This window comes from Streptomyces sp. KL116D (assembly GCF_030766975.1).
Taxonomy (GTDB): domain Bacteria; phylum Actinomycetota; class Actinomycetes; order Streptomycetales; family Streptomycetaceae; genus Streptomyces; species Streptomyces longispororuber_A.
In genome coordinates this window covers 1-22,410 of record NZ_JASERH010000136.1, presented here as the reverse complement: position 1 = coordinate 22,410, position 22,410 = coordinate 1, and the positions used below count along the sequence as shown (strand labels likewise).

The following is a 22,410-nucleotide window of genomic DNA, read 5'->3' as shown; positions in this document are numbered from 1 at the left end:
GCTGCTGCGTGCTGCCGGGCGTGTCCCCAACTCGGCTGATGGGCAGTGGTGTTGGATGCCCCGATGCGTTCATGCCATCGCACCTGCCGATGTCCCTGGCGGATTGCCCGGACTCGGAGGGGTTCCGCCCAGAAGCCGAAGCCGAAGCCGAGGTTGAAGCCGAAGTCGAGGCCGGACGTTGGCTGCGGCGTGTGCCGGTGAGGGTCTGTCCGGTTGTCCGACGGGCGTGTGGGTGGTTGGCCTGTCCGGTCGCCCCACGGGCAAGTGGGTGGTCGGCGGGTGCGGCGTCGGGGAGGGTCCGTCAGCGGTGCCGTATGCCCTACCGCACCTCTGTGCGCCGGGCATGGAGAAGGTGCAGCTCAGGGCACCTAATGAGGGTGTACCGGGTGTGCCGACAACCCCTCCCACGCACCCTCCGGCCCAGCAGACAGAAAGGAAAGGAAAGAACAGGGATAGAGCAGGCGGCAGGTCCACAGGCGTGCGCGGGAGGGGATCGGAGCCGGGTGTGCTCGGCCGGTGGGACGCCGTGCTGGCGGGCATGGTGGCTGCAGGGCCTGACCCGCCGCTACATGATTCCTTTCCGCCGCACCCTTGGTCCCGCCTTGGGGAACCCGGCCACTGAGGTGCGACGTCCGGTGCACGGGGCGGTGACGAAGCGGACCGTGGCGTGGCCGTGGACGGTCGGGTCGAGCGCGGGCGGACGGTCCAGCGCGACAGCGGTCAGGGCTGCGAAGGCGTCGATGCCCGGGGGATGTTGGAGCGGGACGCCGATGTGGTCGGCGGCCGGGCCGGGCGGTGATCTCCAGGACCGTGCACCGGCCGTCGGGGGGCGGCCGGGGACGCCATGGCGCGCCTGGTGCAAGGGTTCTGTGTCCGGTATCGCTCACCGCGTCGTCGCCGGGGCCCGGCCGGGATGTGGCGAACGGGCAAGGTGATCTTCATGGTGTCCTAGGGTGGGCCGCTGTCCCGGTGCCGTCTGGTGCCGTCTGGTGCCGGGTTTCGTGGTTCCTGGGCGGAGTCGATCATGCGTTTCTCGTGGATGCCAGGGCGGACCGAACCATCAGCCCCGACGCCCCGCATATCGCTGAAGGTCCGGCTGCGCGAGGCCTGCGCACCCCTGGCGGTGCGGCCGTTCCGTCTGCACTACGCGGCCCGTATGTGCTCGTGGACCGGCTCGGCCGTCGCACCGATCGCACTCGCCTTCGCGGTTCTGCGCCTGGGCGGCGGGCCGGCCGGCCTGAGCCTCGTGCTCGCAGCCGGCGTGATCCCGCAGATCCTTCTCCTGCTCATCGGGGGCGTGGTTGCCGACCGGTTCTCCCGCGACCAGGTCATGGTGTGGACGAACATCATCTCGGCCGTCGTCGAGGGCGTCGCTGCTCTCCTGCTGTGGGCCGGGCGCGCCGAGGTGTGGCACCTGGTGGTGATGTCGGCCCTGTGCGGCGCCGCGTCCGCGTTCTTCGGGCCCGCCGCCGGCGGCATCGTCGTCGAGGTCGTCCCGGCCACGATGCGCCGGCAGGCCAATGCGCTGCTCAAGCTGAGCCAGAACCTCGTGAAGATCGGCGGGCCGGCTGTCGGCGGCGTCCTCGTCGCCGCTGTCGGGACCTCGTGGGTGATCGCTTGGGACGCTGCGACCTTCGCGGTCGCGGCCGTCCTGTGCGCGTGCATCGCCCTGCCCCCGGCCCGCGCCAAGGTGAGGACGGGTGTGGTCGCGGACCTGCGCGAGGGCTGGGCCGATTTCTGGGGGCGCCGCTGGCTGTGGGTCATGGTCATCCAGGGCGCGGTCGTGGTCCCGGCGTGGCTTGTCGGTTTCCAGCTGCTGGGGCCGGTCTACGGCAAGGAGTTCCTCAAAGGCGCCGGCGCCTGGGGTGTCGTCGCCTCTGCCTTCTCCGGCGGTCTGGTCCTCGGCGCGGCCGTCGCGCTGCTGACGACGGCCCGCAGGGTAGGCATCGTGGTCTGTCTGGGCACCGGCACCATGGCCCTGCCGCTGGCCGCGATGGCGTTGAAGGGGCCGCTTCTCGTGGTGGCCGCGGCCACCTGTGTTGCCGGGACAGGCCTGGCCTTGAGCATGACGGTGTGGGCCGGCTTGGTGCAGGAGCGCATCCCCAAGGAGCGGCTGGGCCGGGTCACGTCCTACTCCACTCTCGGCCAGCTGCTGCCTGTACCGGTCGGCTATCTGATCGCCGGACGGCTCAGCGCGACCATCGGAGTCCGCTCCACCCTCGCTGCCGGGGCGGTGGTGATCGTGGCCGCCGCGGTCCTTCCGCTGGTGCTGCGTCAGGTCCGCGTGCTGGCGCTCGCGCCGGCCGCTGCCACCGCCGATTCCGAGGGCGCCCTGGTGAGCGCGCCGAGGTAGAAGCTCCGGCAGATCTCGACCGCGGCCGGGAAACTGCGCAGGCCGCGGTCGCGTGCGGCGGCATCGTCACCACGCGGGCTACTGCCTGGCGGCAGCTCCCAGGTGCGCCGTAGATGGGCCGCCATCCGCTCAGCGTTGAGGTGCGCCAGTGTCTGCTGCGGGTGGGTGGTCTGGTGCGCGGCGTTGATCTCCAGCGCCTCGCGCACGGCCTGCTCGGTGTTCCGCTTCGGGTCGAAGAGGTGGCCCGCATCCTGGGGCGAGATGGGCAGGATCGGCCAGGCATCGTTCAGTCGCGCTGACCGTACAAGAAGGAAGGTGAGCTGCGTATGCGGATCCGGGCAGGCGAGCTCGTCCGGTGTGAGCCAGTACGCCAGCTGCTCTTCGGACAGGTCGCTGACGGCCAGGCCGCGGTCCGCCGCCCATGCCTCAACGGCACTGCCGGTCAGGGTTGTTGGGTCCGTGTTCAGGAGCCGGGTGAGGACGTGAGTGCGCCACCGGGCCGGGAAGCCGGGGTTGTAGAGCTGTTGGTGCTGCAGGAGGGCGAGGAACGGCAGTCGTGATCCGGTCGGCTCGTACTGTGCCCGCCAGGCCCGGACGAAGGAGGTCTCCCACGGCTCCGTGGCCCATGCCGGCCGGCCATTGGCTGCGGCGGCGCCCGTGGCCAGCAGCCTCAGGGCATGCACGGCGTCCTCGTGCTTTTGGCTGTACGGCCGCCCGCACCGTGCCTGTGCGGCCTCGAGCGCCGCGCCCAGCTGGTGGTCTTCTGCGGCCTGGCCGAGCGCGGTCCGGCTGCGGCGCGCATACGGCAGCGCGGCCGCGAGCTCGGTGAGCGCTCGGGCCTGGCCCTGGGTGATGCGACCGGACTCGGCGGCTGTGCGCAGCATGACGCGCACGTCGACCAGTGCCAGAGTCAGCGGCCGGCCGTCCGTGCCTTGGAGCACGGCGACTTCGTCGTCGCCGTCCAAGTCGCCGTCCCGGAATGCGCGGAAGACCTCGCCGATGCCGACCATGCCGTACGGTGCCAGCTCGGCGGCGCGCAGCGCGCCCATGCTCGCGGCCCCGAACACGGCCACGCCGTGGGCCAGGAGCAGGAGGATCTCCTTGTGCCGTACCGGGGCGCTCTGGTGCCACAGCCCGTCGATGATCAGGACCCGGTCGCCTGGGAACAGGCCAAGGCGCAGCAGGTCGCCATGTACGACCGGCGGATGGACCTCAGCCTCGGGCAGCAGGGCGCGAATCTCGGCGGGGCTGATGGTGGGTCCACTCCCAGCAACGTCACTCCAAGGAGGACGCGCCGCTGTCGGCCGGCCACAACTCCACGCATGGGGAGTGGCCATCGGCGTGTTCGGGACGCAGAAGGAGAGCTCGTCAGCCGCGACGTGCCAGCGCGCTGGTGCGTCCGTGCGGGTGTTCACCCGCCGGCGCGGGGATTCCTGCGCCGGCGGGGGTCGTTACCTGGGCATGACGTCAGACATTCATCACCTGGTCCCCGCCCAGGCAGCGGCCGTGGCTCGCCGCCTGGAACTGCTCACCCTCGAGGAAGCACACGACCTGCTGCGCCTGCTCCAGCTGATCGCCCAGGAGGGCCCGGACGAATTGAGCGAGGAAGCTGGCTGGTTCGCCCAGGAGCTCGTCAGCCGGATCCCGTCCGAGAACTGACGATCGCGTCGAGGCGGGGGACAGTCCTGTGCAGATCCGGATCCTCTCGTTCAGGTGCCTGAACTCGGCCTTTTAGGTAGGGGTGAAAGGTCTGGCTGTCAGCTCGCCTGGTTGGCGATGCTCGTGCAGAAGGCGGAGCGCAGGGGTGACTTCCAGTGCTCCGCACGATCTAGTTGAGGGGGAATCTGGATGGCTGTTGGCAAGAAGAATGCGGGCGTGGCTTTGACCGTGGCGGTGGCCTTCGCCGCCGTGGGGCTGGGCGTGTCGCCAGCGTCGGCGGGGGTGTCCGACGGCGGCGTGCGTGTCACCGGTGTGAGCGGCAGCGCGGCCACAGCGAAAGCTGCCAGCTGCTACGGGGATCACGTCGTCTATCACAAGGATTCGGGGGACTACTACCTGCCGGACACGCCGGCCTTCTACAAGACGACCAGTCGGTGCGCGGACATCAACATCGACTCCGGCATGAGCCGCGACGTCAAGGTGTGCTTCTACAAGAGCGACTACAGCCTCAACTACTGCCAGGCCAACTACACCACCACCACGGCGAGCACCTGGGTGGTGGTGGCCAGCGACGTCAAGGACGGCGTCCTGTTCCGGTTCCGGTTCCGCACCAGCGGCTACTCCGGCGGCTACGCCGCCTTCTAGGACAGGACGTATGCCCACCACCCAGCGTCACCCGGGTGAGGCGGCAGCCAACGGCCGCGCCGCTCCAGCATGAGGTCGTGACCGTAGATCGCGCCTGCTCCCGCCGCCGAGGCATCGGTGCCTCACGGTGGACTGTGGTGGCGTCTGGGTGGTGACGCGTCTGCGAGTACGTCATTGACTGCCGATGCTTTGAACACCATCAGCACAGGGGGAAACACATCATGATCATCAAGGCCAGCGCCAAGCGGATCGGCGGCGGCATCGCGGCCCTCGTGCTCGCGGGCACCGCGTTCACCAGCTCGGCCCATGCCGAGAGCTTCTCCGCGACAGCCGCATCTGACTGCCCGCCGGGCTGGTTCTGTGTGTGGGCCGGTGAGAACTACACGGCACAGATGCAGAAGGTCGAGGGCAACAACACGGACCTGTCGCGGTACACGGTCTTTGTCCACGCAAGGTCAGACTTCAACAACGGCAGAAGCTGCGACGTGAACCTGTACGGCGGCAAGAACTACACCAACTACCTTGGGACCGTGAAGCGCGGAGGCAAGGGCGCCGGAGTCGGACACGAAATCAAGATCCTCTCCAACAAGTGGGTCAACTGCACCTGATCCGCGGAATCAGCCCGCCCTGCCACGCGGCTTGCAATGCGGCCCCTTCGCGTCGACGGACGCCGGAGGTCTGCTCACTCCGGCCGGATTCGCATGGCGCTGGGGCCGAGGTAGGGCAGGATGCGTCTCATGGATTTCCGACCGGTCGAGCGGGTCTCGGGGGCGTTCCAGCAGTCGTTGTCTGCTGCGGAGGTCGAAGCTGTCTGCGGGCGGGCCTTTGGCGGCGATGTGGTGGTGTCCGCTGTTGAGCTGGGCACCGGCATGTACAACAACGTCTACCGTGTGGCGCTGGCGGGCCGAGAGCAGCCGGTGATCTTGCGGGTCGCTCCGGAGGAGGGACGGCAGTTCCGCAGCGAGCGCCACTTGATGCGGAACGAGTTTGCGAGCGTGCCGTGGCTGGCAGCGATTTCGCCCCTGATGCCACAGGTGATCACGGTGGACTGGTCGCATGATGTGATCGGCCGGGACTGGATGATCCAGACGTGCCTGGACGGTGTCCCGGCTCCACAGCATCTGGGCACCTACCCGCGCACTTCTTGGACAGGTTTCTTCCGGCAGCTGGGTTCGATTACCCGTGCCGTGCACGATGTGCGGGGACCGCAATTCGGGCCGGTGGCCGGGCCGGGCTACGCCACGTGGAGCGAGGCGGTGATCGCCTCGCTGGACGACATTGCCGCGGACCTGGACGGGGTGGGCCTGGACTCGGCAGACGTGCGCAAGATCGCTGCCGTGGCCGCGCATGACCGGGCGGTGCTGGACGAGGTCACCGAACCGCACCTTCTGACGGGCGACCTGTGGACGGTGAACGCGCTGCTCGACCGGGATGCCGACGTGCCGACCATCAGCGGTGTGCTGGACTTCGACCGCTGCATTTTCGGGGCGCCGGAGGCGGATTGGACGATCCGGATGGCGCGGGCCAAGACCGATGAGCGGACCGCGTTCTGGGAGTCCTACGGGCTACTGGATGGCTCTGCGGCGGCGGTGTGGAGGGCGCGGATCTACGAGGCGCGGCATCTGGGCGCGATCCGGCTGGAGCGGTACCGGCTGGGGAAGGCGGACGCGGTCGACGACAGCTACGGGGCGATGTCCGGCCTGCTCGCCGAGTTGAGCTGATCAGGCTCGCACAGCTCGGGCGTTGCCGCATCGACGCGGACGTGGATCTGCCGGGCGAGCAGCTCGGCCCGCTGTTCCACCTCGGCTGCGTCCGGGCCGGTGACGACGAAGGCGCCCAGCCGGTCGGCGTTGACGCCGGCCGCCTTCACCGGGCTGCCGATCGCGGCACGCCAGCGCACGAACGGCACCCCCGGCCCCGGCTTGGGGAACCCGGCCACGGAAGTGAGACGTCCGGCGCATGGGGCGGTGACGAAGCGGACGGTGGCGTGGCCATGGGCGGTGGGGGCGAGCGCGGCCGGACGGCCCAGTGCGACATCGACCAGGGCAGCGAAGATGTCGATACCCAGGGCGTGTTGGAGCAGGATGCCGATGTGCCCGGCGCCGAGCCGGGCGGCAATCTCCAGGACTGTGCACCGGCCGTCGGGGGCGATGACGACCTCGGTGTGGGAGGCTCCGTGGCGGATGCCGACCGCCCGGATCGCCGCGCCCACCTGCCGGTGGAGCGCTGTCTCGGTGGCCGGGGGCACCCGTGCGGGCAGGCTGTGCCCGGTCTCCACGCGGCGCACGCCGCCGGTCACCGCCTTCCGCGTGACGGCCAGGTGCGTAGTGACGCCCTCCTGAGTGACCGATTCGACGCTGTACTCGGCGCCGGCGGCGTACGCCTGGACCAGGACGCCGGTTGCGCCGCGGTCGTACCGGCTGCGCGCCTCGCGGGCGGTGTCGGCGGCCGCGGCGGCTTGCGCCGGTGAGGTGACCACGGTGACCCCGGCCGAGCCCGCCCCGCCGATCGGCTTGATCACGCAAGGGGAGCCGACGACCGGGTCTGTGAGTGCGTCGTGCAGTTCGGCGTCGTCGTGGACGAGTCGGGTGCAGGGGACGTGCACGCCGGCCGCGGTGAGCACGCTCGCCATCGCCGCTTTGTCGCGGGCCGCGTGTGCGAGGTGCGGATCGTTGCCGGGCAGGCCGAGCTCGGCACACACGAGCGCCGCGGTCTCGGTCAGGTACTCGTTGGCGGTGAGGACAGCTTCGACGCCGCGGCGTCGTGCGTACGCGGTGATGTCCTCCACGGCCCGGTCGGGCCGGGCGAAGTCGGTGACGACCCGCCCGGCCAGGTTGGGCGCCGGCGCTGGTCTCTCTGCCGCGGTGGCGGCGTGGACCTGGTGCCCGCGGGCGGCCGCCGCGCGGGCGAGCGCGGCGGATTCCGGGCCCGCCGCGTCCAGCAGGAGCACGGTGGTGCCGGTCATGACAGGTAGTCCACGAGGTCGCCGTCCCGGCAGGTGTCCAGGGTGAAGCAGTGGAACCCGCCGCCGAACAGCCGCCGGTGCCGGTGGCGGACGGGCACCACGTCGAAGCTCTCGGCTTCCAGCGTCTTGGCCAGGCCGGTGCAGTCCTCGTTGACGAGCACGGTGTGCTCGTCGACGGACAGGACGTTGAGGTCGATGTAGGGGCTGGTGAGAACGAGGTCGTCGTCGCCGTAGACGGGGAAGGCGCCTGCATCGGGTTCGGGCGGCACGATGTAGCGCCAGGAGCGCAGCGGTTGGGGCATCAGGTCGCGGATGCCGTTGTGTCGGGCCAGGAACACTCCCGGCTTGAGGGCGAGGATCATTGAGTCGATGTGGTTGTCCGCCATCCGCCACACCCGGTGCACGCGGTGGTCGTGGCCGAGGTGGCGCTGAAGCCAGTGGAGGCCTTGTTCGTGGTTGTGCTGGGCGACGTTGACGACGAGGTCACGGCCCAGGCGCAGCACCTGGGCGCCGTCGAGGATCATCTCCAGACCGATGTCGTAGGGGCTGGGCTGCGGGTCGGCGATCGGCTCGGTCGGGCCGCCCAGGGTGGTGGCGGCATCGCGGGTGTAGGACAGGTCGAACGAGCTGTCGGTGAGGGTGGGGCGCGGCATGACAGTCCATCGGGCCCCGGCCCTCTGGTAGGCGCGGAAGACGTGGTGCAGGAGTTGGGTCTCCAGGTACCGCGAGCGGATCGCTGGCGGCGTCTCGATGATCTGGTCCCCGACGATGAGGGTGTTGTCGCGGATGTTCAGTGCGGGGGTGGGTGCCGCTTCCCAGCCCAGGCCCGCGATGCGGGCTGCGTCGGGCGGCAGCACCAGCGGCCGGTGCACGGTGACTCCGAGGCCGGTGAGGGTCGCGGCCAGGTTCTCGACGTCCTCGTGCAGCTCCTCGGCGTAGCGCTGCTTGACGGCCCAGTTCTGCCCGCGGGCGCCGGTGCCGCTGTGCGCGAGCCGGGGATAGGCCCAGTCCGAGCGGAAGCCGCTGATGTTCTCGTGGTGGAACAGCTCGAAGGAGACGTCGCGGTCGTGGCCGAGGTAGTTCTCCGCGGACCCGACGATGATCTCTTTGAGCGGGGTGAAGTCGTCGTGGCTGTGCAGGCGCATGGCGGGACGGTTCCTTCCAGATGGGCGGGCGGGACCAGAGATCAGGGCGCAGGGGGTGCGGCGGGGACGTGCCGGTCGGCGAGCGCGCGGCCGCGCCGGACCCGCAGCAGCAGGCCGCCGTCGGGGCCGGGCTGCAGGGTGCGCTGTTCGCTCCAGCCGGAGAATCGCCACTCGCCGCTGTCGCCGGCCGGGAGAAGCGCGAAGGAGCGTCCGGCGACGGTCAGGGCGAGACCGTCACCCTCGCCGTCGGCGTGGTCGAGGTGGGCGGGCAGGAGGGAGCCGTCCAGCGGTGCAGCTGCGTCGAAGTCCGCGAACCCGCTGGGCAGGAGAACGTTGTAGGGCAGCGCGGTGGGCCAGGCGGGCGCGGTGGCCGGGGTGGGCCGGTTGAGCAGGACCTCCCCGCGGGCGAGCAGCTCGTGCCAGGAGGCGGGGAACCAGCTGGCGAGTTCGGCGGTGAGGAGGGCGTCGATGACGACGTGGACGCGGGTGACCGCGCGGCTGGTGTTGCGGACCAGGTGCTCGCGGGAGAAGTCGCCGTACCACAGGGTGCCCGGCTGCCAGCGGTGGTCGACGCCGTCCAGGACGAGTACCGCGTCCGGTGTGGTGACGATGGGGATGTGCAGGCGGGTGAGGCCGCGGTCGAGCCGGTACTTGGGATCGCAGTGCGGGGTGGAGGCGGCGCCGGGCCCCAGCGCCATCAGCCGGACGGCGTTGAGCGGGGCGGGGACCTGGTCCAGGAGGCGGGCGAGGTAGGGCAGTTGCTTCAGCCAGCGGGTTGGGGCGAACGGCTGGGGGCCGGGGCCGCCCGGGTCGGTGCGGTCCGCGTCGCCGCCGAGACTGCGCAGCGGCAGGACGCGCCAGTCGATCGGGGCGGGCTGGCCGACCTGCCCGCCACAGGTGTGGGTGCGCTGCACGTTCCAGGTGTGGGAGGTGACGGCCGCGAGTTCGGCGGCGAGCCGGTCGGCGTCGAGGTCGAAGGCGGGGGTGAGCTGGGCCGCCTCGGCGGCCGCCGTCGTGCTGGTGGTCATGGCAGGGCCTTCGGTCAGGAGGAGAAGGACACGGTCGTGTGGCCGACGTGCTCGCTGGCGTCGACGGCGCCGGCGGGCAGGGTCTGGAAGCGCTTGGCGAGCCGGGCGAACGCGTCGTCGTAGCCGGTGGCGGGGTCGTAGGCGATGCAGAACACGAACTGGACCGGCGCCCCGTCGGTGAGGGGGATGGCGGGCATCGACACGATCACCCCGGTCCGGGTGGCCGGGTTGTAGGTCAGGCCCGTCTCGTCCAGCACGGTGCGGAACGTGGCGAAGTCGGGCACGGTCCAGGTGGGCGGCACGTGGTACTCGACCACCTGGCGGCGCGGGGCGGCGGCGACATCGACGACGTGGCGGGCGATCTGCTGGTAGATGTGCAGCGACCCGGAGACCTGCGCGTTGACCTCCGTGAACACCACGGACTGGTCGGGCAGCACGAGGGCGTCCGCGCTCAGGTGCCCGCGGTAGCCGATGGCCCGGTATGCCTCGGCCAGCCGGGTGCCCCCGTCCAGCAGCGCCGCCCGCACCGTCTCGCGCACGCCGTCGAGGGGGACGACCTGGTGGCTCAGGCGCCGGCCGACGTAGAGCAGGCGGCCCATCTCGGTCGGTTCGCTGCCGGTGTCGGCGGCGTAGTACTCGGAGTACACCGCGTCCGCATCCCGCGCGAAGGCCTCGATGACGACCGGCCACCGGCCATCTCCGCTCGCCCACGACCAGCGCTGGTCCCAGTACGCGGTGATGCTGTTCACGCCGGGCGCCAGGTGGTGCAGATGGCGGGCCCCGACATGGTCCACCGCCAGCTGCGGGTCGCGTACGAGGAGTTGGTTGCCGACGCCGGCGCCGTTGTGGGCCTGCTTGACCACGACTGCGCCGCTGCCCGGTGACGTCAGCAGTTCCCCGGTTGCGGCGATGGCCTCGGTGCGGCTGCGGCAGACGCGGCCGGGTAGGATCGGCACCCCGGCGGCGGCCGCCAGGGCCCGGAAGTTCGCCTTGTTGTTGCCGATCTCCCCGCCGCCCTGGGCGAAGAACGCGGCGCCGGGAAACCGGTCCTCGATGCCGCAGGCGGCGGCGAAATGGGCGACGGACGCGGACGGCCACAGCGCGAACACCTCGCTCACCGCCCCCGGTCCGCCCGCCGTGTCGAGCATGCCCCGCACCGCCTTCACAAAGCCGGGGTCGGTGAGGGAGGCCGGGTCGAGGAGCTTGTCGCCCCACGCTCCGGCGGGCGTCACCAGGACGGTCAGCTCGCTGCGCTGCACACCGGTGTGGGCCAGGGCGTAGTCGAGAAATGCGTCGTCGGGCTCACAGCACAAGACGAGCAGGTCACCGGGGCGGGCGAACCAGAACAAGCGCTGTGTCCAGGCCCGCATGTCGCCGCGTGCCCGAATGGACGGGTCGATGTGGTTGCCGATGAGGATGCGCACGGCGGATCTCCTGACGCAGAGGGAAGAGAGAAGAGGGAAGACACGGCGGCGGTATCCGAGCGGCGGGCGGCGTCGCCGAGGACGGGTCAGCGGTGAAGGCGCGCGGGCAGCGTCTGATACGCCCGCATGGTCGCCGTACGGCGCCGCACACCCTCGCCGGCGGCGACCAGCTGCGCCGGGCAGGAGGCGAGAGCCGTGACCAGGGCGCGCAGGCCCGCCTGGGCGACGGTTGTACCGATGCAGGCGTGCGGCCCCCACCCGAAGCCGAGGTGCGCATTCGGTGTGCGCTCCAGCACCAGCCGGTCCGCACCGGGGAAGGCATCCGGATCGCGGTTGGCCGCCGCGAACAGCGCCACCACCTTCTGCCCTGCAGCGACGTCGACCCCACCGATCCGGCACGCGCGCACCGCCACGCGGGTGGTGCCCTGCACCGGCCCGTCGAAGCGCACCAGTTCGTCCACACCGGTGGCCAGCCGCGCCGGATCACGCATCTGCTCCAGAGCATCGGGGCGGTCGAGGAGGACAGCCACCGTGTTCCCGACGGCGGCCGCCATCGTGCTGTAGCCGCCCTGGAACATCACCCGCGCGGTGTTCCTCACGTACAGCCGGGCGAGCGAATCGGCATCCGGCCCGGCGGCCTGGCGGACGTGATCGAGCAGGCCAGGCCGGGACGAGGCGGCGAACCACCCGTCGACCAGGTCGCTCAGCTTCTGCCGGGCGATCCGCCCCGGCTCCACGAGCGAGGGGTCCAGCTCGCCGTCCATGCTCCGCATGATGGCGTCCGAGACCTCGGCGAACTCGGCATAGGGCGGCGGCTCGACGCCGAGCAGGTCCGCGACAACGGCTACGGACAGGGGCACCGCGAGATCCGCGACCACATCGAACTCCCTGCCTCCTGCAGCCAGTACACCGAGCCGGCCGGCCACCAGGCGGCGGGCGCGCTCTTCAACGGCCCCGAGGTCCTGAGCCCGCAGCGCCGTCATGAACAGCGAGCGCACGCGGCTCTGCTGCGGCGGGTCAAGGGTCTGCACACTCAACGACGGCTCAGCGACGCTCCCCCCGGTGCGGCGCGGATCGCGGGCGAACAGGGCGTGGTCGCGCAGCACCCGCACACAGTCGGCGTGCCGAGTGAGCGCCCACGAGCCCATTCCCTCGTGCCAGAACACCGGCGTTGTGCGCCGTAGTTCGGCCAGCACCGGGTACGGGTCACGCAGGACCTGCGCGTCCAGCGGGTCATACAGGTCGGTGGCAGATGACATCGCGCATCCCTTCCAGAAACGGACGGACCAGGGCGGGCCCGCCGCGCGGACCCGCCCCAGCACTCCGGGCTCAGTGGTCGTACGACATGGCAGCCCCCTCCCTGTGCATCGACGGCGGCGCAGACATCCCGCCCACCGACGAGGAGCGCGTGCGATCCCCTGGCGGCGGGCCTGAAGACGGTGCGGACACCGGTCTTCACCTGATCCGACCGGCCGGTGGCGGCGCCGGGCGGGACCACGACGAGTACAGCCCCCGCAGGCCCTCGCGCCTAGGGCGAGGGCCTATCCCCGCCCTATCCCCGGCTTGCCCGAACGGCTCTCCCGCAGCTGACGCGGGTGGTGCAATGGACGGGTGGACGACGAGATCCGCCACCCCCTCGCCTACGCCAGAAACGAGCGCGGATGGTCGCAAGAGGAACTGGCCCGCCGCATCCGGCAGGCCGCCGCCCGCCGCGGCCTGCGATCGGGCACCAGAGGATCACGGATCTCCAAGTGGGAGACCGGCCGGACCACCCCCGACGAGGAAGAATCCCAGCCGCTCATCGCCGAGGTCTTCGGCATCGACTATGCGGCCATCGCCCATCTCGGCTGGCCCAACTGGCTCCCCGGCCAGGACAAGCCGCTGCCCCTTGGCCCGCACAATGCCGTCCCCTCCCTCCGAGAGGCCCTGATGACCTCCCTGGACCGCCGGTCGTTCATCGCCTACACCAGCGGCGCCCTCGCCGCCTTCGCTCACCAGTGGGCGATAACCGAACCCGGACCGTCGCCCCGCTGGACTGCCCGCCTCGCGGTCGACACCGAACTGCTCGACTGGCTGGAGACCACCGGCGCCGACCTGATCCGCCTGGCCACCCAGCGCCGCAAACGCACCCGCCACCTGCTGGGCGAGCATCTGACCACGGTCACCGACATCATCAGCGAAGGCCGCTACACACGCCCCGTCGAACAGCGCCTCCACACCCTGGCCGCATCCCTCTCCCAGGCCATCGCCTGGCAGAAGTTCGACGAACACCGTCATGCCTCCGCCGGCCGCTTCTGGCACGCCGCCCTGCACAACGCCCACACCGCCGGACAGCGCGACCTCGGCGCGGGCATCCTGTCCGACCTCGCCTACCAGATGCTCTGGCTCAAAGACGCGCGCACCGCAGCGGCGATCCTCGAACACGCCATCCCCCGAACCCAGCACCCCACCGCCCGCTCGCTGCTCCACCTGCGCCAGGCCCGCGCTCTTGCCGCACTCGACGAGGCCGGCCAGTGCCGCCAGGCCCTCACCGCCGCAGAGAAGGCACTCGACGCCCCGTCATACGACCCACCGCCGGTCTGGTGTGAGTGGATGTCGCACGCCGACCTCGCCGCCGACGGCGGACGCTGCCTGGCCGAACTCGGCCAGCGCCGACAGGCCCATCAACTCATGGACGAGGGCATCACCCTGCTGCCCGAAGCCCGCTCCAAGACCCGCGCCGTGTTCCTGACCTACCAGGCCGAGACCTATCTGCAGGACGGAGAACCGGAGATCGCCGCAGCCACCGCGACGCACTCCCTGGACCTGGCCACTCGGATCAACGCCCCCCGCTGCGTGACGATGATCAAAGACCTGGCGCCAGGACTGTCCGCCCATGCCGGCGTGACCGGCGTGAATGTACTCCTGGACCGGCTCCGAGCCGTCTAACCAGCCGTCGATGGCGGGGCTGAGGTGCCGACGGCGCACGGCCAGTCGCGCAGGGAAGGACGACCAGGCGTTGGGGGCCGCGGACGAACGACGTCTGGGCACCCGGCCGTGCCGCACTGCGTCGGCGGCCGGCTGTGATTTTGAGGAGGGGCGCTTGATGTCAGCGCCAGATCGTCAGGACATCCAGGCTGAGTCGTAGCCGCGGCAATCCATGAACTCCAAGGCGAGCAGACGAAGCTGCTGATCTGCGATCTGCCCTGTCGGCCCGGCCGTCCCCAGATAGGCGACGACTGTCTCCTCCAGGAAGCGGGCACGGGTTTGGGCAGCATGCATCGAGCTGCGTGCTTGTGCCGCAGCCTCGCCTTCAGGAATGCCGAGGTCTTCCCTGGCGGTGGTGAGAGCGAAGCCGAGGTCGTGGGCCAGGCGTAGTTGCTCGGCGTAGGTATGCCGCAGGAAGGTGACGATCTCCTCTTGCGTCTCGGTCATGTGCACCATCCTTCGTATGGTCGGCCGCCACTGGCTGCCGGTCATGGCCTTGCCGTGAGCGGCGTCCCTGGGCGCAGCCTAGATGCCAGCACGCATGGTCACGCCCCAGCACGGCGCCGCCAGTTGACCAAACCAATGTGGTCATGGTGGCCGCCTGCGAGGAGCAGCAGGGCGGTGACACAGAGCCGGTGGGACCGAGATCCTACGCGTCAGCCTTCGCCCGAGCCGAACACTCAAGGCTGGTGGGACAGCCAGGGCCGGCGGGGCTCTGGGCTGAGGCACGGCCGGCTCAGCAATTGCTGGGAAGGGACGGCTGACCACGAGGCGGAGGCCACTCGCGCAGTCGGGTTCTGGTCAGAAGCGGGGGCGTGTGCCCTTGGCCGGTGTGGCGGTTGTGGTGGGGCAGCTGGCAGCATCGGCGGATGCTTCGGAACCCGAGTGTCGTCTTATCCGTGGTGGCGGCCACGTATGGGCTGTCCGCGATGGGTGATCAGATGGCGATGGTCGCGCTGACGCTGCGACTTCATGACCAGGGCGCATTGGGTACGGTGACTTCGATGCTGGTCATCGCGAGTGTGGTGCCCATTGTCGTCATCGGACCGCTGGCCGCGCCGCTCGTCGACCGGGTCGAGAGCGGTCGCCTGATCATTGTGGCAACGGCAGGCCAGGCGTTGATTGCGCTGGGACTGGCGCTGGTCGACAACACGGTCGCCACCGCCACTTCAAAGATCGTCTCCCTGTTGGTGGGGCAGACCCTGGGCCGAGGCTCACCGGTGGCCGATGCTGTAATCGAGCCATGAAGGCACTGCTCCTGCTGTCCGTTGTGGTCACTGTGTTTGTCGTGCCGACAGGTGTCGTTTGGTTCCTGGGGCGACGAGCGAAGGTCTCTGCCTGGATGCTGACTGTGTTCTTGCTGGCCGGATGGCTGGCGGTGGCCGTCGGCGGGATGCTCTCGCGGCGTGCGCAACCGGACCTGTTTCCTGAGACATCGCCGTGCCACAGCATCGGCACTCCGATCTCGCGGTACTTCCCGCCCGACTCGTTCTGCCTGCACGATGACGGGGAATTGCGGACGGTCAACGGGCCGACCGGCAAGCTCGTGTTCTGGATCGCCTTCGGTACTGCCCTTGCCATGCCGGGCGCTGCCCTCATTCGGCGTCGTCGTGAATCCTCGATGAGTACAGGCCCTCTCGGGGGGACACACCTGTCCGGGCGCTGACCAGACCAACTCCCTGTGATCAAAGGGCTCTTCGCTACATACTCGAGGGGGTGGCTGTCACTTCAAAGGATCCAGACCCATCTCCGAACGTCCCGTCACATGGCAACTGATGCTCCTCGGGGACTCCGCCCCGCGGCGCCGTGGTGCTCGGACTGACTTTGCGGAGCGCTGGACGCAGCACGGTGAAGCGTTCCGCGTTCACCACATCGCCCGGACCAGAGCGCAATCTGGTGGACCTGTGTGGTCGGAGGGCTAGCAGGTGATCGACTTGGTGGGGCCGGTCCTGCTGTCGGTGTGCTCGCCGTCCAGCCACACCCGCCAGGTGTGAGTGCCACTGCACGTGGTCGGCAGGTAGACGTTGCCGGAGCTGTCGCCGCTGGCGTCCCAGCCGTCGCTGTTCGCGGTGTACCAGATCCCCAGGACCTTGCGCTGAATCTTGATCGTCATGTAGCCGCAGCCGCTGCCGGTCCAGGCACCGTAGCCGGTGACCCAGGAATCTCCAGTGGATGCTCCGGTCTTCAGCACATTGCCGGGCGTGAGGCTGCAGGAGGCTGCGGCTGCCGGTGACCCTCCCGCGAGAAGGAGTCCGCCGGCCATGACACCGCCGAGTACAGCGGACAAGGCCTTCTTCTTGAAGTTACGCATAGTGATTCCCCTGACGAGCAGTGTTGGGAACGGCAGAGAGCAAGACGGCTGGTGGGAGAGGGCGCTGCACGCCTGTGGTGGTGAGCCGTCGGCACCACGAGGACCCAGCCTGGTGTGCCGGGCGCCTGTCGGCGGACGCGGTGAAGGGTGTTGCTGGTGTCAGGAGCAGGTGAGGTAGTCGTAGCCTGCCTGCCGCCAGGTGCCGCTTTTGTCGATGAAGAGGTACTTGCCCTCGGTGTTCCGGCGGATCTTCAGTCCGTACCGGTCGCCCATGTAGTCGAGATAGAGCGTCTTCCCGCGGGCGGTGCTGCCGTCACGTTTGATGAGTTCATCCGCGGCCCGGCCGAAGGTGGCAGGCCCCACTTCCCCGTCGACGGCCAGGCCCCACCGCTTCTGCAAGTTCTTGGTGGCTTGCATGGTGTAGGTGGTGAAACTCCCGGTCACCCTGCTCTCCGGGAACTTCGTTCCGTCTGCCTGCAGCGCTCCTTCGGCGTACAGGATCTTCTGCCACAGGCAGACCGCGTTCGACTTGTTGACGGGGAAGAACTGCATGGGACCTTCGTCGTCCCAGTCGTCGGAGTACTGGTCGTAGCCGCGCACCCAGCCGTCTGACCGCTTCGCGGACGCAGGTGATGCGCTCAAGGCCAGCGCTCCTGTCACAGCGGCACTCACCACCACTGTGGCGATCCCATGACGTCTCCCGCGAGTCTTCATATGCTTCCTCCCCGTTGTTGTCGCACACGCTGCGCGCCAGCGCCCTCGACGACGCTGTCCGTGAACCGAGTGTTGCCGACGTGACCTTGGGCGGGCCAGGGAGTTCGGGGACGCCTGAAAAGCCCAGCCCACTGGGGAGGACGCGCCTGCTCCGCTTGCCCGCACACGCCCGCCGACGCCCCTACGCCCTGCACACCGGCCCGGTGATTCGTCACGGAAGCGCTGTGCCTGCTCGAGACCGGCCGCATCAATCCGACTGGCGTCGACGACCAGCTGGTCGCTGCGGATGCCCGCCGCGTGCAGCTGCAGGCTCTTGGGCAGTTTGGAGTGTCAGGTGTGGCGAGCGCGTTGGGTGCCCCAGAACACGGAGCGGGCAGCGCGGATTCGGGCGGCCTGGCGCTCGGGGTCACGCGCGTGCCTGTACGCGGTGAGCAGCAGGTCGGTGGCTGCGGGCTGGCGGATGCCGTCGGGCGGGGTGCGCCACAAGAACGCGTGGCGCTGCACACCGGCGATGGCGTCCGCGTCCGGTGAGGGGCAGGTAAGGATGTGGCCGGTGGTGAGCCAGGTGCTGTGCGCGTCGGGTGGCCAGGCAGCAGCGGTGCCGGGTTCGGCGAGGAGGTAGAGGACGGGGCGGGGTGGGCAGTGCTCCTCGAGGACGGGCGTCTTGTCGGCGACGTCGCCCAGTTCCCACAGGACATTCAGGGCCAGTGGCTGCAGCAGCCGCAGGACATCGAAGCGGATTCCGGCCGGGATCGAGGCAAGGTGCGGGGCGGTGGCCCACTGGGCGCGGATAGCACTGGGATCGGTGTGGCACGCCGCCAACCACCGTTCCCCGTCCATGAGTTCACCGTAGACGTGATCGAACGCCGCGTCCCGTGAATGCGCGCCCTCGCCGACGCTGGAGCCGGCGGGATGCGCTGGGCGTGGCGGGGCGATGCGCCCGGCTTCGCCGTCACGGGGATGAGGCGGCGAAGCCGGCGGCCGCCAGCGTGCTACGGCCGACCTCCATTGTCGCCGGTTCAAGTATCCCAGTACCAGGGGGACATGAGCGTCGCGCGGCGTTCTGGGCCGGACCCCGGCGGCGCTCCGTGGCGGACGCCCGCGTCCCGGTTCGCTAACGGAGTGTCAGTGCCAGCTTGCACAATGAGTACATGAGAGATATGTCCTTCGCGCGGGTGGGCCTGTTCGGGCAGCAGGAGCTCCGCGAGGCCCTACTGGGTGAGATGGCTGGCCTGCGCAACGCAGTCCTTGGCTGGGGTGCGGATGAGCTCCTGCGGATGCCCGTGAACGATGTCATCGACTACCTGGTCGAGCAGTACTCGGTGGTCTGTCCGCAGCTTGACCGGGACAACATCCACCAGCTCCCCGTCTCCGAGAGCACCGTGACGGTCCATGACATCGCCGGACGGGCCTTCCCGCGCCAGGCGACCGTGATGACCATCGTCGTACCGTTCCAGGGGGAAGCGCGGGTTTTCCGGCTCCGGCCCAGTACCTACACGCTCCGCTCGTGGGACAACGTCCAGGTGAAAGAGGGGGAGGTACACGTCCGGTGGTCGGGGGAGAGCGGGGCCGGCGACGCCGCCCGCCGGCACTTCGACTCGGAGCTCGACGACATCGACAAGCACCTCGCCACGGCCAGGGCCCAGATCACGCCGCACAACGAGCAGCTCCGGTCCGTCGCCGACCGGCTCGTCCAGGAGCGCCGAGCGAAACTTTTGTCCGACCGGAACATGGAGTCGAGTCTCGGCTTTCCCGTCCGCCGGCGGGAGGGCCCGACGCTTCATGCGGCCCCGGTCAGCCGCCGCAAGATCGTCTCCCGGCCCCGCCCGGAAGCGGCGGGGCCCTACACGCCCGAGCCGACGCTCGCGATGGACGACTTCGAGGACGTCCTTCGCGCCATCAGGCACATCCGTGACGGCCTGGAGCGCAACCCCACCACCGTGGCCAAGTTGGGCGAGGAGGACATCCGCAACCAGATCCTGATCGGCCTCAACGCGACGTTCGAGGGCCAGGCCGCGGGCGAGGTGTTCAACGGGAACGGGAAGACCGACATTCTTGTCCGCGCGGACGGCCGGAACATCTTCATCGCCGAGTGCAAGATCTGGAGCGGCCCCAAAGCCGTCACCGAGGCCCTGGACGAACAGCTCCTGCGCTACCTCGTCTGGCGCGATACCAAGGGCGCCTTCCTGCTGTTCATCAGGGAAGGCAATCCCAGCGAGATCATTCGCAAGGCCGCACAGCGCATCAGCAAGCACCCCCAGTGCAAGCGCGCACTTTCCCCGCAGGACAACGAGCGGCACGACTTCGTGTTCGAGCCGGCGAACGACGCCAGCCGCGAGATTCGCCTCGCCTTCATCCCGTTCGTCCTGTCCGCACCCACCCCGCGGCGCTGACCCCGCCCCGCATCTTCCCTGGGCGCGCGGCCCGAGCACTCTCCTCGAACCATCCGATCGATGATCAATGAACCCGGCTGCTGAGGCTGCTGCGGCCGGCACCCCGGGACAAGGCCGCGCTCGGCGACGCGGTGAAGGCCCCTCAGCGTGGCTTGGCCCATGAAAGTGGCCGGCGCCCAATCCCGCCGGGGCGGGGTGGCAAGGGCGCCGGCCTCACCAAAGACACACCCAGGCAAGGAGACCCTGCGCCGTGTGCTGGGATCGAGTGTAGCGGCGCGTGGCGGCGTGGCCGGGGTTTCCTTGTTGTTCGTCGTGGAAGTCCGGTACTTTTCTTTCGCTGGTGTGGTGTGGCCGGCGTCCTCGAGGATCGGGCTGGGGAGTTGTCTGTGCTGGTGGCGGGAGCATGTCGGGCGGGGAGGTCCGTGTGATCCGGGCCGGCCGTGAGAAATGGGTGCAGACGCGGGAGGAGTTGGCGCAGGCCGCGTTCCCCTATACCGGTCTGAAGGCGAGCACGTTTGCCCGGCAGAAGGTGTACGCGGCCGAAGGGCATCCCGAGCCGGTCAGTTCGCCGGGTGCACGGGTGCTGTTGTGGGACGGCGAGCAGACCGCCGCCTTCTACGCGGGCCGGCCGGTCCCGGCGCTGCCGGAGGGCGAGGGCGACCAGGACCTGCTGGACCGCAGTGAGTGCGCCGGGCTGCTGGGGGTGTCGGCCAGGACGTGGGACAGCTACCGCAGTGATCCGCGGATCGCCCCCCATCTGGTCAAGGTCAAGGGGGTGGAGCACTGCCCGCGCCGTGTGGTGGCCGCCCTGCGCGATGGCCGCGGTGCGCCGGCCGCGGGGCGCGGACGACCGCGCGGCAGCGGCGACATGGTGCCCCGTGACGAGATCGCGCTGCGCATCGGTGAGCTCCTGGACCAGGACCCGGCCGTCACCGCGAAGACGGTGATAGAGGAGCTGGGCCTGTCCAAGGTGACCGCCACTCGCACGCTCTCGCATCTGCGCGGGGCGCGTATCGCCGACTACTTCAGCGCCAGCCCGGCGACGGTGCCGCCCGAAGACCTGGAACAGGCGGCGCGCGAGCTGGGATACCCCACCCTCGTGCATCGGGCCGCCATCGCCTTCGCGGTCACCGAACTGCGCGCCCGCGCCGCCCGGCCCTATGTCCAGCAGGTGGCCGACCACCTCGCCGGCGAGGGCCTGGCCGAGCCGCAGGAGGTCGTCGTCGTGCATGTGGCGGACGATGCGGTCGCCGCGGGGGTGGCGCTGTCCTTCAACGCCCCGGCGGCGGCGCTGGTGTGGGACGAACGGTGGGGCTGGCGCACCGCGACGAACCGCCGGCACCCGCTGGGCCGGGAGACGGGCACGCCCCCGCAGGGCGAGGGGATCCTCTACCTGAGCGGGCAGCTGCAGGCCTCGGCTCAGGACGTGGTGGAGGCCCTGCACGACGGCCGGCACCGAAGCCACCAGCCGGTGCATCACCGCCCCGCCGAATAGACGGACCTGCGCACGCCGGCCGCCTGCCTCACGCCCGTACGTCGACCCGCGACAGCCCCAGCGCTGTGTCCACGGTGGCTTCCGCGGCTTCCGCGGCTTCCGCCTGCCGCTGACGGTCGGGGCATGTCCGGCCTTGAGCCTAGGCGCAGCGGCGGGGCGGGTGAGGGCGCTCGCCGAGCGCCCCGCCGGACGGGCGGGGTCGCCGCTCCGCGCCGCCCCCGCCCTGGCCGCGTGACCCGTCCCGCGCTCCGCGTCTACGGCGCGGTGCCGGGCTCCGACCGTGCGGCCGCCGAGCGCCCTCACCCACCCCAAATGCCATGTGACCTGCGGAAATTGACGCGCCTCTACCCCGTCAAGCGCGCCAACGCCAAGACCCTGACCTTGGACGGCGGGGGAGGCGGCATGGACGACCGCAAGCGCACCTACGACCGCGTTCTGTCCCGAACCCGCGACAGCTTCACCCTCACCGACCCCGTCCAGGAAGGCCCTCAGGACGACCAGTAGAAGCGATGAACCGGGCAGGGTCCTGGAGTTCGTCGGCCACCAGCCGATGAGCTCCAGGACCCTGCCCCGGGCGCCGGCCACGGACGCCGGCGCAGGACACAGCGCCCACGCGAACCCTGCACGCCGCCCGCGACAGCGTGCGAGCAGGAAGCCATCGGCCCGCTGGCCACCCCCGTACCAGTGGGCCGACGCACGCCAAGACCCCGGACACCGAGGCGCAGCACTGGGCGCACCACCGTCGGCCGTCTGCGGCCCGCACCGGGGCGCACCACCCCTCTTTCACCGGGCGGGTGGGGGCGCAGCGCGGTGTGTGCCGGGCGGCAGGCGCAGCGCTCCGCGCTGCACCGGCCTGGCCGCGTGCCGCCGGCCGCTCCGCGGCCGCCGGACCGAGCGCTCCGCGCTCTCACGCACTGCGGAGACCGGCAGACGTTCCCGGGCCGCTCCGCGCCCCGCTCACTCGCTCCGCGCTGCCGGACTCCTTGCCCACAGCGCTACGCGCCGCAGGGCCCCGACACACCCCACGCTGCGCCCCTACCCGCCTTGCGAAACCAGCTCTGGCCTGCAAAAACACGTCGCAGCAATCTCTCGAAACCCCCTCGCGCATCGCGAAAGTTCGGTACATTTATCTCGTCGGTAAGGCTTGTGGCAAAGCCCCACGACACCAAAGACACACCCCAAACCCATGGAGAAAGCCATGCCCAACACCCGTATCCCGACCGGCTTCGCGCTGCTCATCCGCACCGACGGACAGTTCCGCCTTCTCGACTGGCCCGCCAACGACGCCGACCACCTCAAGATCCTCTACGC

General features: G+C 70.2%; 21 protein-coding genes. 11 read left to right on the top strand and 10 right to left on the bottom strand.

Features of this window, described 5'->3' with window-relative positions; genetic code table 11:
- Window positions 1-1,024 precede the first annotated feature (1,024 nt).
- A complete protein-coding gene (locus RBJ77_RS48580; RefSeq protein WP_372350817.1) occupies window positions 1,025-2,353 on the top strand; it encodes an MFS transporter in 1,329 nt (442 codons plus the stop codon).
- Here the strand turns inward: RBJ77_RS48580 and RBJ77_RS48575 are convergent.
- Window positions 2,275-3,690, bottom strand: a complete 1,416-nt coding sequence (locus tag RBJ77_RS48575) for a TfuA-like protein (protein ID WP_372350816.1) — start codon at window positions 3,688-3,690, stop codon at window positions 2,275-2,277. The genes RBJ77_RS48580 and RBJ77_RS48575 overlap by 79 nt on opposite strands.
- A 124-nt stretch (window positions 3,691-3,814) precedes the next feature.
- On the opposite strand from RBJ77_RS48575, the gene RBJ77_RS48570 reads away from it, so the two are divergent.
- From RBJ77_RS48570 to RBJ77_RS48555, 4 genes are all read left to right on the top strand, one after another.
- A complete protein-coding gene (locus tag RBJ77_RS48570; RefSeq protein WP_372350815.1) occupies window positions 3,815-4,012 on the top strand; it encodes a DUF6417 family protein in 198 nt (65 codons plus the stop codon).
- Window positions 4,013-4,201: 189 nt separating this feature from the next.
- Window positions 4,202-4,657, top strand: a complete 456-nt coding sequence (locus RBJ77_RS48565) for a hypothetical protein (RefSeq protein ID WP_372350814.1) — start codon at window positions 4,202-4,204, stop codon at window positions 4,655-4,657.
- Between the two features lie 221 nt (window positions 4,658-4,878).
- Window positions 4,879-5,265: a peptidase inhibitor family I36 protein gene (locus RBJ77_RS48560; protein WP_372350813.1), complete on the top strand. Its 387-nt coding sequence runs from the start codon at window positions 4,879-4,881 to the stop codon at window positions 5,263-5,265.
- 129 nt (window positions 5,266-5,394) lie between these two features.
- On the top strand, window positions 5,395-6,378 hold the full coding sequence (locus RBJ77_RS48555; protein ID WP_372350812.1) for a phosphotransferase family protein: 984 nt from the start codon (window positions 5,395-5,397) through the stop codon (window positions 6,376-6,378).
- Here RBJ77_RS48555 and RBJ77_RS48550 read toward each other — a convergent pair.
- The 5 genes from RBJ77_RS48550 to RBJ77_RS48530 all read right to left on the bottom strand — a co-directional run bounded on the left by RBJ77_RS48550 (window position 6,339) and on the right by RBJ77_RS48530 (window position 12,541).
- Window positions 6,339-7,622, bottom strand: coding sequence for an ATP-grasp domain-containing protein (locus RBJ77_RS48550; protein WP_372350811.1), 1,284 nt, complete (start codon window positions 7,620-7,622; stop codon window positions 6,339-6,341). The two genes, RBJ77_RS48555 and RBJ77_RS48550, sit on opposite strands and share 40 nt — an antisense overlap.
- Entirely contained in the window at window positions 7,619-8,767 is a 1,149-nt protein-coding gene (locus RBJ77_RS48545) for a glycine amidinotransferase (RefSeq protein WP_372350810.1), read from the bottom strand. The genes RBJ77_RS48550 and RBJ77_RS48545 overlap by 4 nt, the downstream gene beginning before the upstream one ends.
- A 41-nt stretch (window positions 8,768-8,808) precedes the next feature.
- Entirely contained in the window at window positions 8,809-9,795 is a 987-nt protein-coding gene (locus RBJ77_RS48540; RefSeq protein WP_372350809.1) for an aspartyl/asparaginyl beta-hydroxylase domain-containing protein, read from the bottom strand.
- 14 nt (window positions 9,796-9,809) lie between these two features.
- The gene (locus RBJ77_RS48535) at window positions 9,810-11,219 is read right to left on the bottom strand and encodes a hypothetical protein (protein ID WP_372350808.1); all 1,410 of its coding nucleotides are present in this window, start codon (window positions 11,217-11,219) and stop codon (window positions 9,810-9,812) included.
- Window positions 11,220-11,305: 86 nt separating this feature from the next.
- Window positions 11,306-12,541 (bottom strand): cytochrome P450, encoded by a 1,236-nt coding sequence (locus tag RBJ77_RS48530; protein ID WP_372350807.1) that lies wholly within the window; start codon window positions 12,539-12,541, stop codon window positions 11,306-11,308.
- A gap of 289 nt (window positions 12,542-12,830) precedes the next feature.
- Here RBJ77_RS48530 and RBJ77_RS48525 point away from each other — a divergent pair, with 289 nt between their 5' ends.
- Complete coding sequence (locus tag RBJ77_RS48525; RefSeq protein WP_372350806.1) at window positions 12,831-14,147, top strand: XRE family transcriptional regulator; 1,317 nt, start codon at window positions 12,831-12,833, stop codon at window positions 14,145-14,147.
- Window positions 14,148-14,321: 174 nt separating this feature from the next.
- Here the strand turns inward: RBJ77_RS48525 and RBJ77_RS48520 are convergent, their stop codons facing one another.
- The gene (locus tag RBJ77_RS48520; RefSeq protein ID WP_372350805.1) at window positions 14,322-14,633 is read right to left on the bottom strand and encodes a hypothetical protein; all 312 of its coding nucleotides are present in this window, start codon (window positions 14,631-14,633) and stop codon (window positions 14,322-14,324) included.
- A 482-nt stretch (window positions 14,634-15,115) separates the two neighbouring features.
- Here RBJ77_RS48520 and RBJ77_RS48515 point away from each other — a divergent pair, with 482 nt between their 5' ends.
- On the top strand, window positions 15,116-15,433 hold the full coding sequence (locus tag RBJ77_RS48515; RefSeq protein WP_372350804.1) for a hypothetical protein: 318 nt from the start codon (window positions 15,116-15,118) through the stop codon (window positions 15,431-15,433).
- Window positions 15,430-15,852 carry a hypothetical protein gene (locus tag RBJ77_RS48510; RefSeq protein WP_372350803.1) on the top strand — a complete coding sequence of 141 codons (423 nt, stop codon included), beginning with the start codon at window positions 15,430-15,432 and terminating at the stop codon, window positions 15,850-15,852. The genes RBJ77_RS48515 and RBJ77_RS48510 overlap by 4 nt, the downstream gene beginning before the upstream one ends.
- A gap of 252 nt (window positions 15,853-16,104) precedes the next feature.
- Here the strand turns inward: RBJ77_RS48510 and RBJ77_RS48505 are convergent, their stop codons facing one another.
- The 3 genes from RBJ77_RS48505 to RBJ77_RS48495 form a co-directional block, all read right to left on the bottom strand.
- Window positions 16,105-16,497 carry a hypothetical protein gene (locus RBJ77_RS48505; RefSeq protein WP_372350802.1) on the bottom strand — a complete coding sequence of 131 codons (393 nt, stop codon included), beginning with the start codon at window positions 16,495-16,497 and terminating at the stop codon, window positions 16,105-16,107.
- A 159-nt stretch (window positions 16,498-16,656) separates the two neighbouring features.
- Entirely contained in the window at window positions 16,657-17,139 is a 483-nt protein-coding gene (locus RBJ77_RS48500) for a peptidoglycan-binding protein (RefSeq protein ID WP_372350801.1), read from the bottom strand.
- Between the two features lie 402 nt (window positions 17,140-17,541).
- Window positions 17,542-18,051 (bottom strand): hypothetical protein, encoded by a 510-nt coding sequence (locus RBJ77_RS48495; RefSeq protein WP_372350800.1) that lies wholly within the window; start codon window positions 18,049-18,051, stop codon window positions 17,542-17,544.
- Window positions 18,052-18,371: 320 nt separating this feature from the next.
- On the opposite strand from RBJ77_RS48495, the gene RBJ77_RS48490 reads away from it, so the two are divergent.
- The 3 genes from RBJ77_RS48490 to RBJ77_RS48480 all read left to right on the top strand — a co-directional run bounded on the left by RBJ77_RS48490 (window position 18,372) and on the right by RBJ77_RS48480 (window position 21,603).
- A complete protein-coding gene (locus tag RBJ77_RS48490; RefSeq protein ID WP_372350799.1) occupies window positions 18,372-19,604 on the top strand; it encodes a hypothetical protein in 1,233 nt (410 codons plus the stop codon).
- 403 nt (window positions 19,605-20,007) lie between these two features.
- Window positions 20,008-21,099 carry a hypothetical protein gene (locus RBJ77_RS48485; protein ID WP_372350798.1) on the top strand — a complete coding sequence of 364 codons (1,092 nt, stop codon included), beginning with the start codon at window positions 20,008-20,010 and terminating at the stop codon, window positions 21,097-21,099.
- Window positions 21,100-21,411: 312 nt separating this feature from the next.
- Window positions 21,412-21,603, top strand: a complete 192-nt coding sequence (locus tag RBJ77_RS48480; RefSeq protein ID WP_372350797.1) for a hypothetical protein — start codon at window positions 21,412-21,414, stop codon at window positions 21,601-21,603.
- Window positions 21,604-22,410 lie beyond the last annotated feature (807 nt).

Bases quoted from the DNA above. Each gene is read 5' to 3' on its own strand.
- RBJ77_RS48580 (WP_372350817.1), top strand. From the start codon at position 1,025: ATGCGTTTCTCGTGGATGCCAGGGCGGACCGAACCATCAGCCCCGACG.
- RBJ77_RS48575 (WP_372350816.1), bottom strand. From the start codon at position 3,690: ATGGCCACTCCCCATGCGTGGAGTTGTGGCCGGCCGACAGCGGCGCGT.
- RBJ77_RS48570 (WP_372350815.1), top strand. From the start codon at position 3,815: ATGACGTCAGACATTCATCACCTGGTCCCCGCCCAGGCAGCGGCCGTG.
- RBJ77_RS48565 (WP_372350814.1), top strand. From the start codon at position 4,202: ATGGCTGTTGGCAAGAAGAATGCGGGCGTGGCTTTGACCGTGGCGGTG.
- RBJ77_RS48560 (WP_372350813.1), top strand. From the start codon at position 4,879: ATGATCATCAAGGCCAGCGCCAAGCGGATCGGCGGCGGCATCGCGGCC.
- RBJ77_RS48555 (WP_372350812.1), top strand. From the start codon at position 5,395: ATGGATTTCCGACCGGTCGAGCGGGTCTCGGGGGCGTTCCAGCAGTCG.
- RBJ77_RS48550 (WP_372350811.1), bottom strand. From the start codon at position 7,622: ATGACCGGCACCACCGTGCTCCTGCTGGACGCGGCGGGCCCGGAATCC.
- RBJ77_RS48545 (WP_372350810.1), bottom strand. From the start codon at position 8,767: ATGCGCCTGCACAGCCACGACGACTTCACCCCGCTCAAAGAGATCATC.
- RBJ77_RS48540 (WP_372350809.1), bottom strand. From the start codon at position 9,795: ATGACCACCAGCACGACGGCGGCCGCCGAGGCGGCCCAGCTCACCCCC.
- RBJ77_RS48520 (WP_372350805.1), bottom strand. From the start codon at position 14,633: ATGACCGAGACGCAAGAGGAGATCGTCACCTTCCTGCGGCATACCTAC.
- RBJ77_RS48515 (WP_372350804.1), top strand. From the start codon at position 15,116: ATGGGTGATCAGATGGCGATGGTCGCGCTGACGCTGCGACTTCATGAC.
- RBJ77_RS48510 (WP_372350803.1), top strand. From the start codon at position 15,430: ATGAAGGCACTGCTCCTGCTGTCCGTTGTGGTCACTGTGTTTGTCGTG.
- RBJ77_RS48505 (WP_372350802.1), bottom strand. From the start codon at position 16,497: ATGCGTAACTTCAAGAAGAAGGCCTTGTCCGCTGTACTCGGCGGTGTC.
- RBJ77_RS48495 (WP_372350800.1), bottom strand. From the start codon at position 18,051: ATGGACGGGGAACGGTGGTTGGCGGCGTGCCACACCGATCCCAGTGCT.
- RBJ77_RS48490 (WP_372350799.1), top strand. From the start codon at position 18,372: ATGTCCTTCGCGCGGGTGGGCCTGTTCGGGCAGCAGGAGCTCCGCGAG.
- RBJ77_RS48485 (WP_372350798.1), top strand. From the start codon at position 20,008: ATGTCGGGCGGGGAGGTCCGTGTGATCCGGGCCGGCCGTGAGAAATGG.
- RBJ77_RS48480 (WP_372350797.1), top strand. From the start codon at position 21,412: ATGCCATGTGACCTGCGGAAATTGACGCGCCTCTACCCCGTCAAGCGC.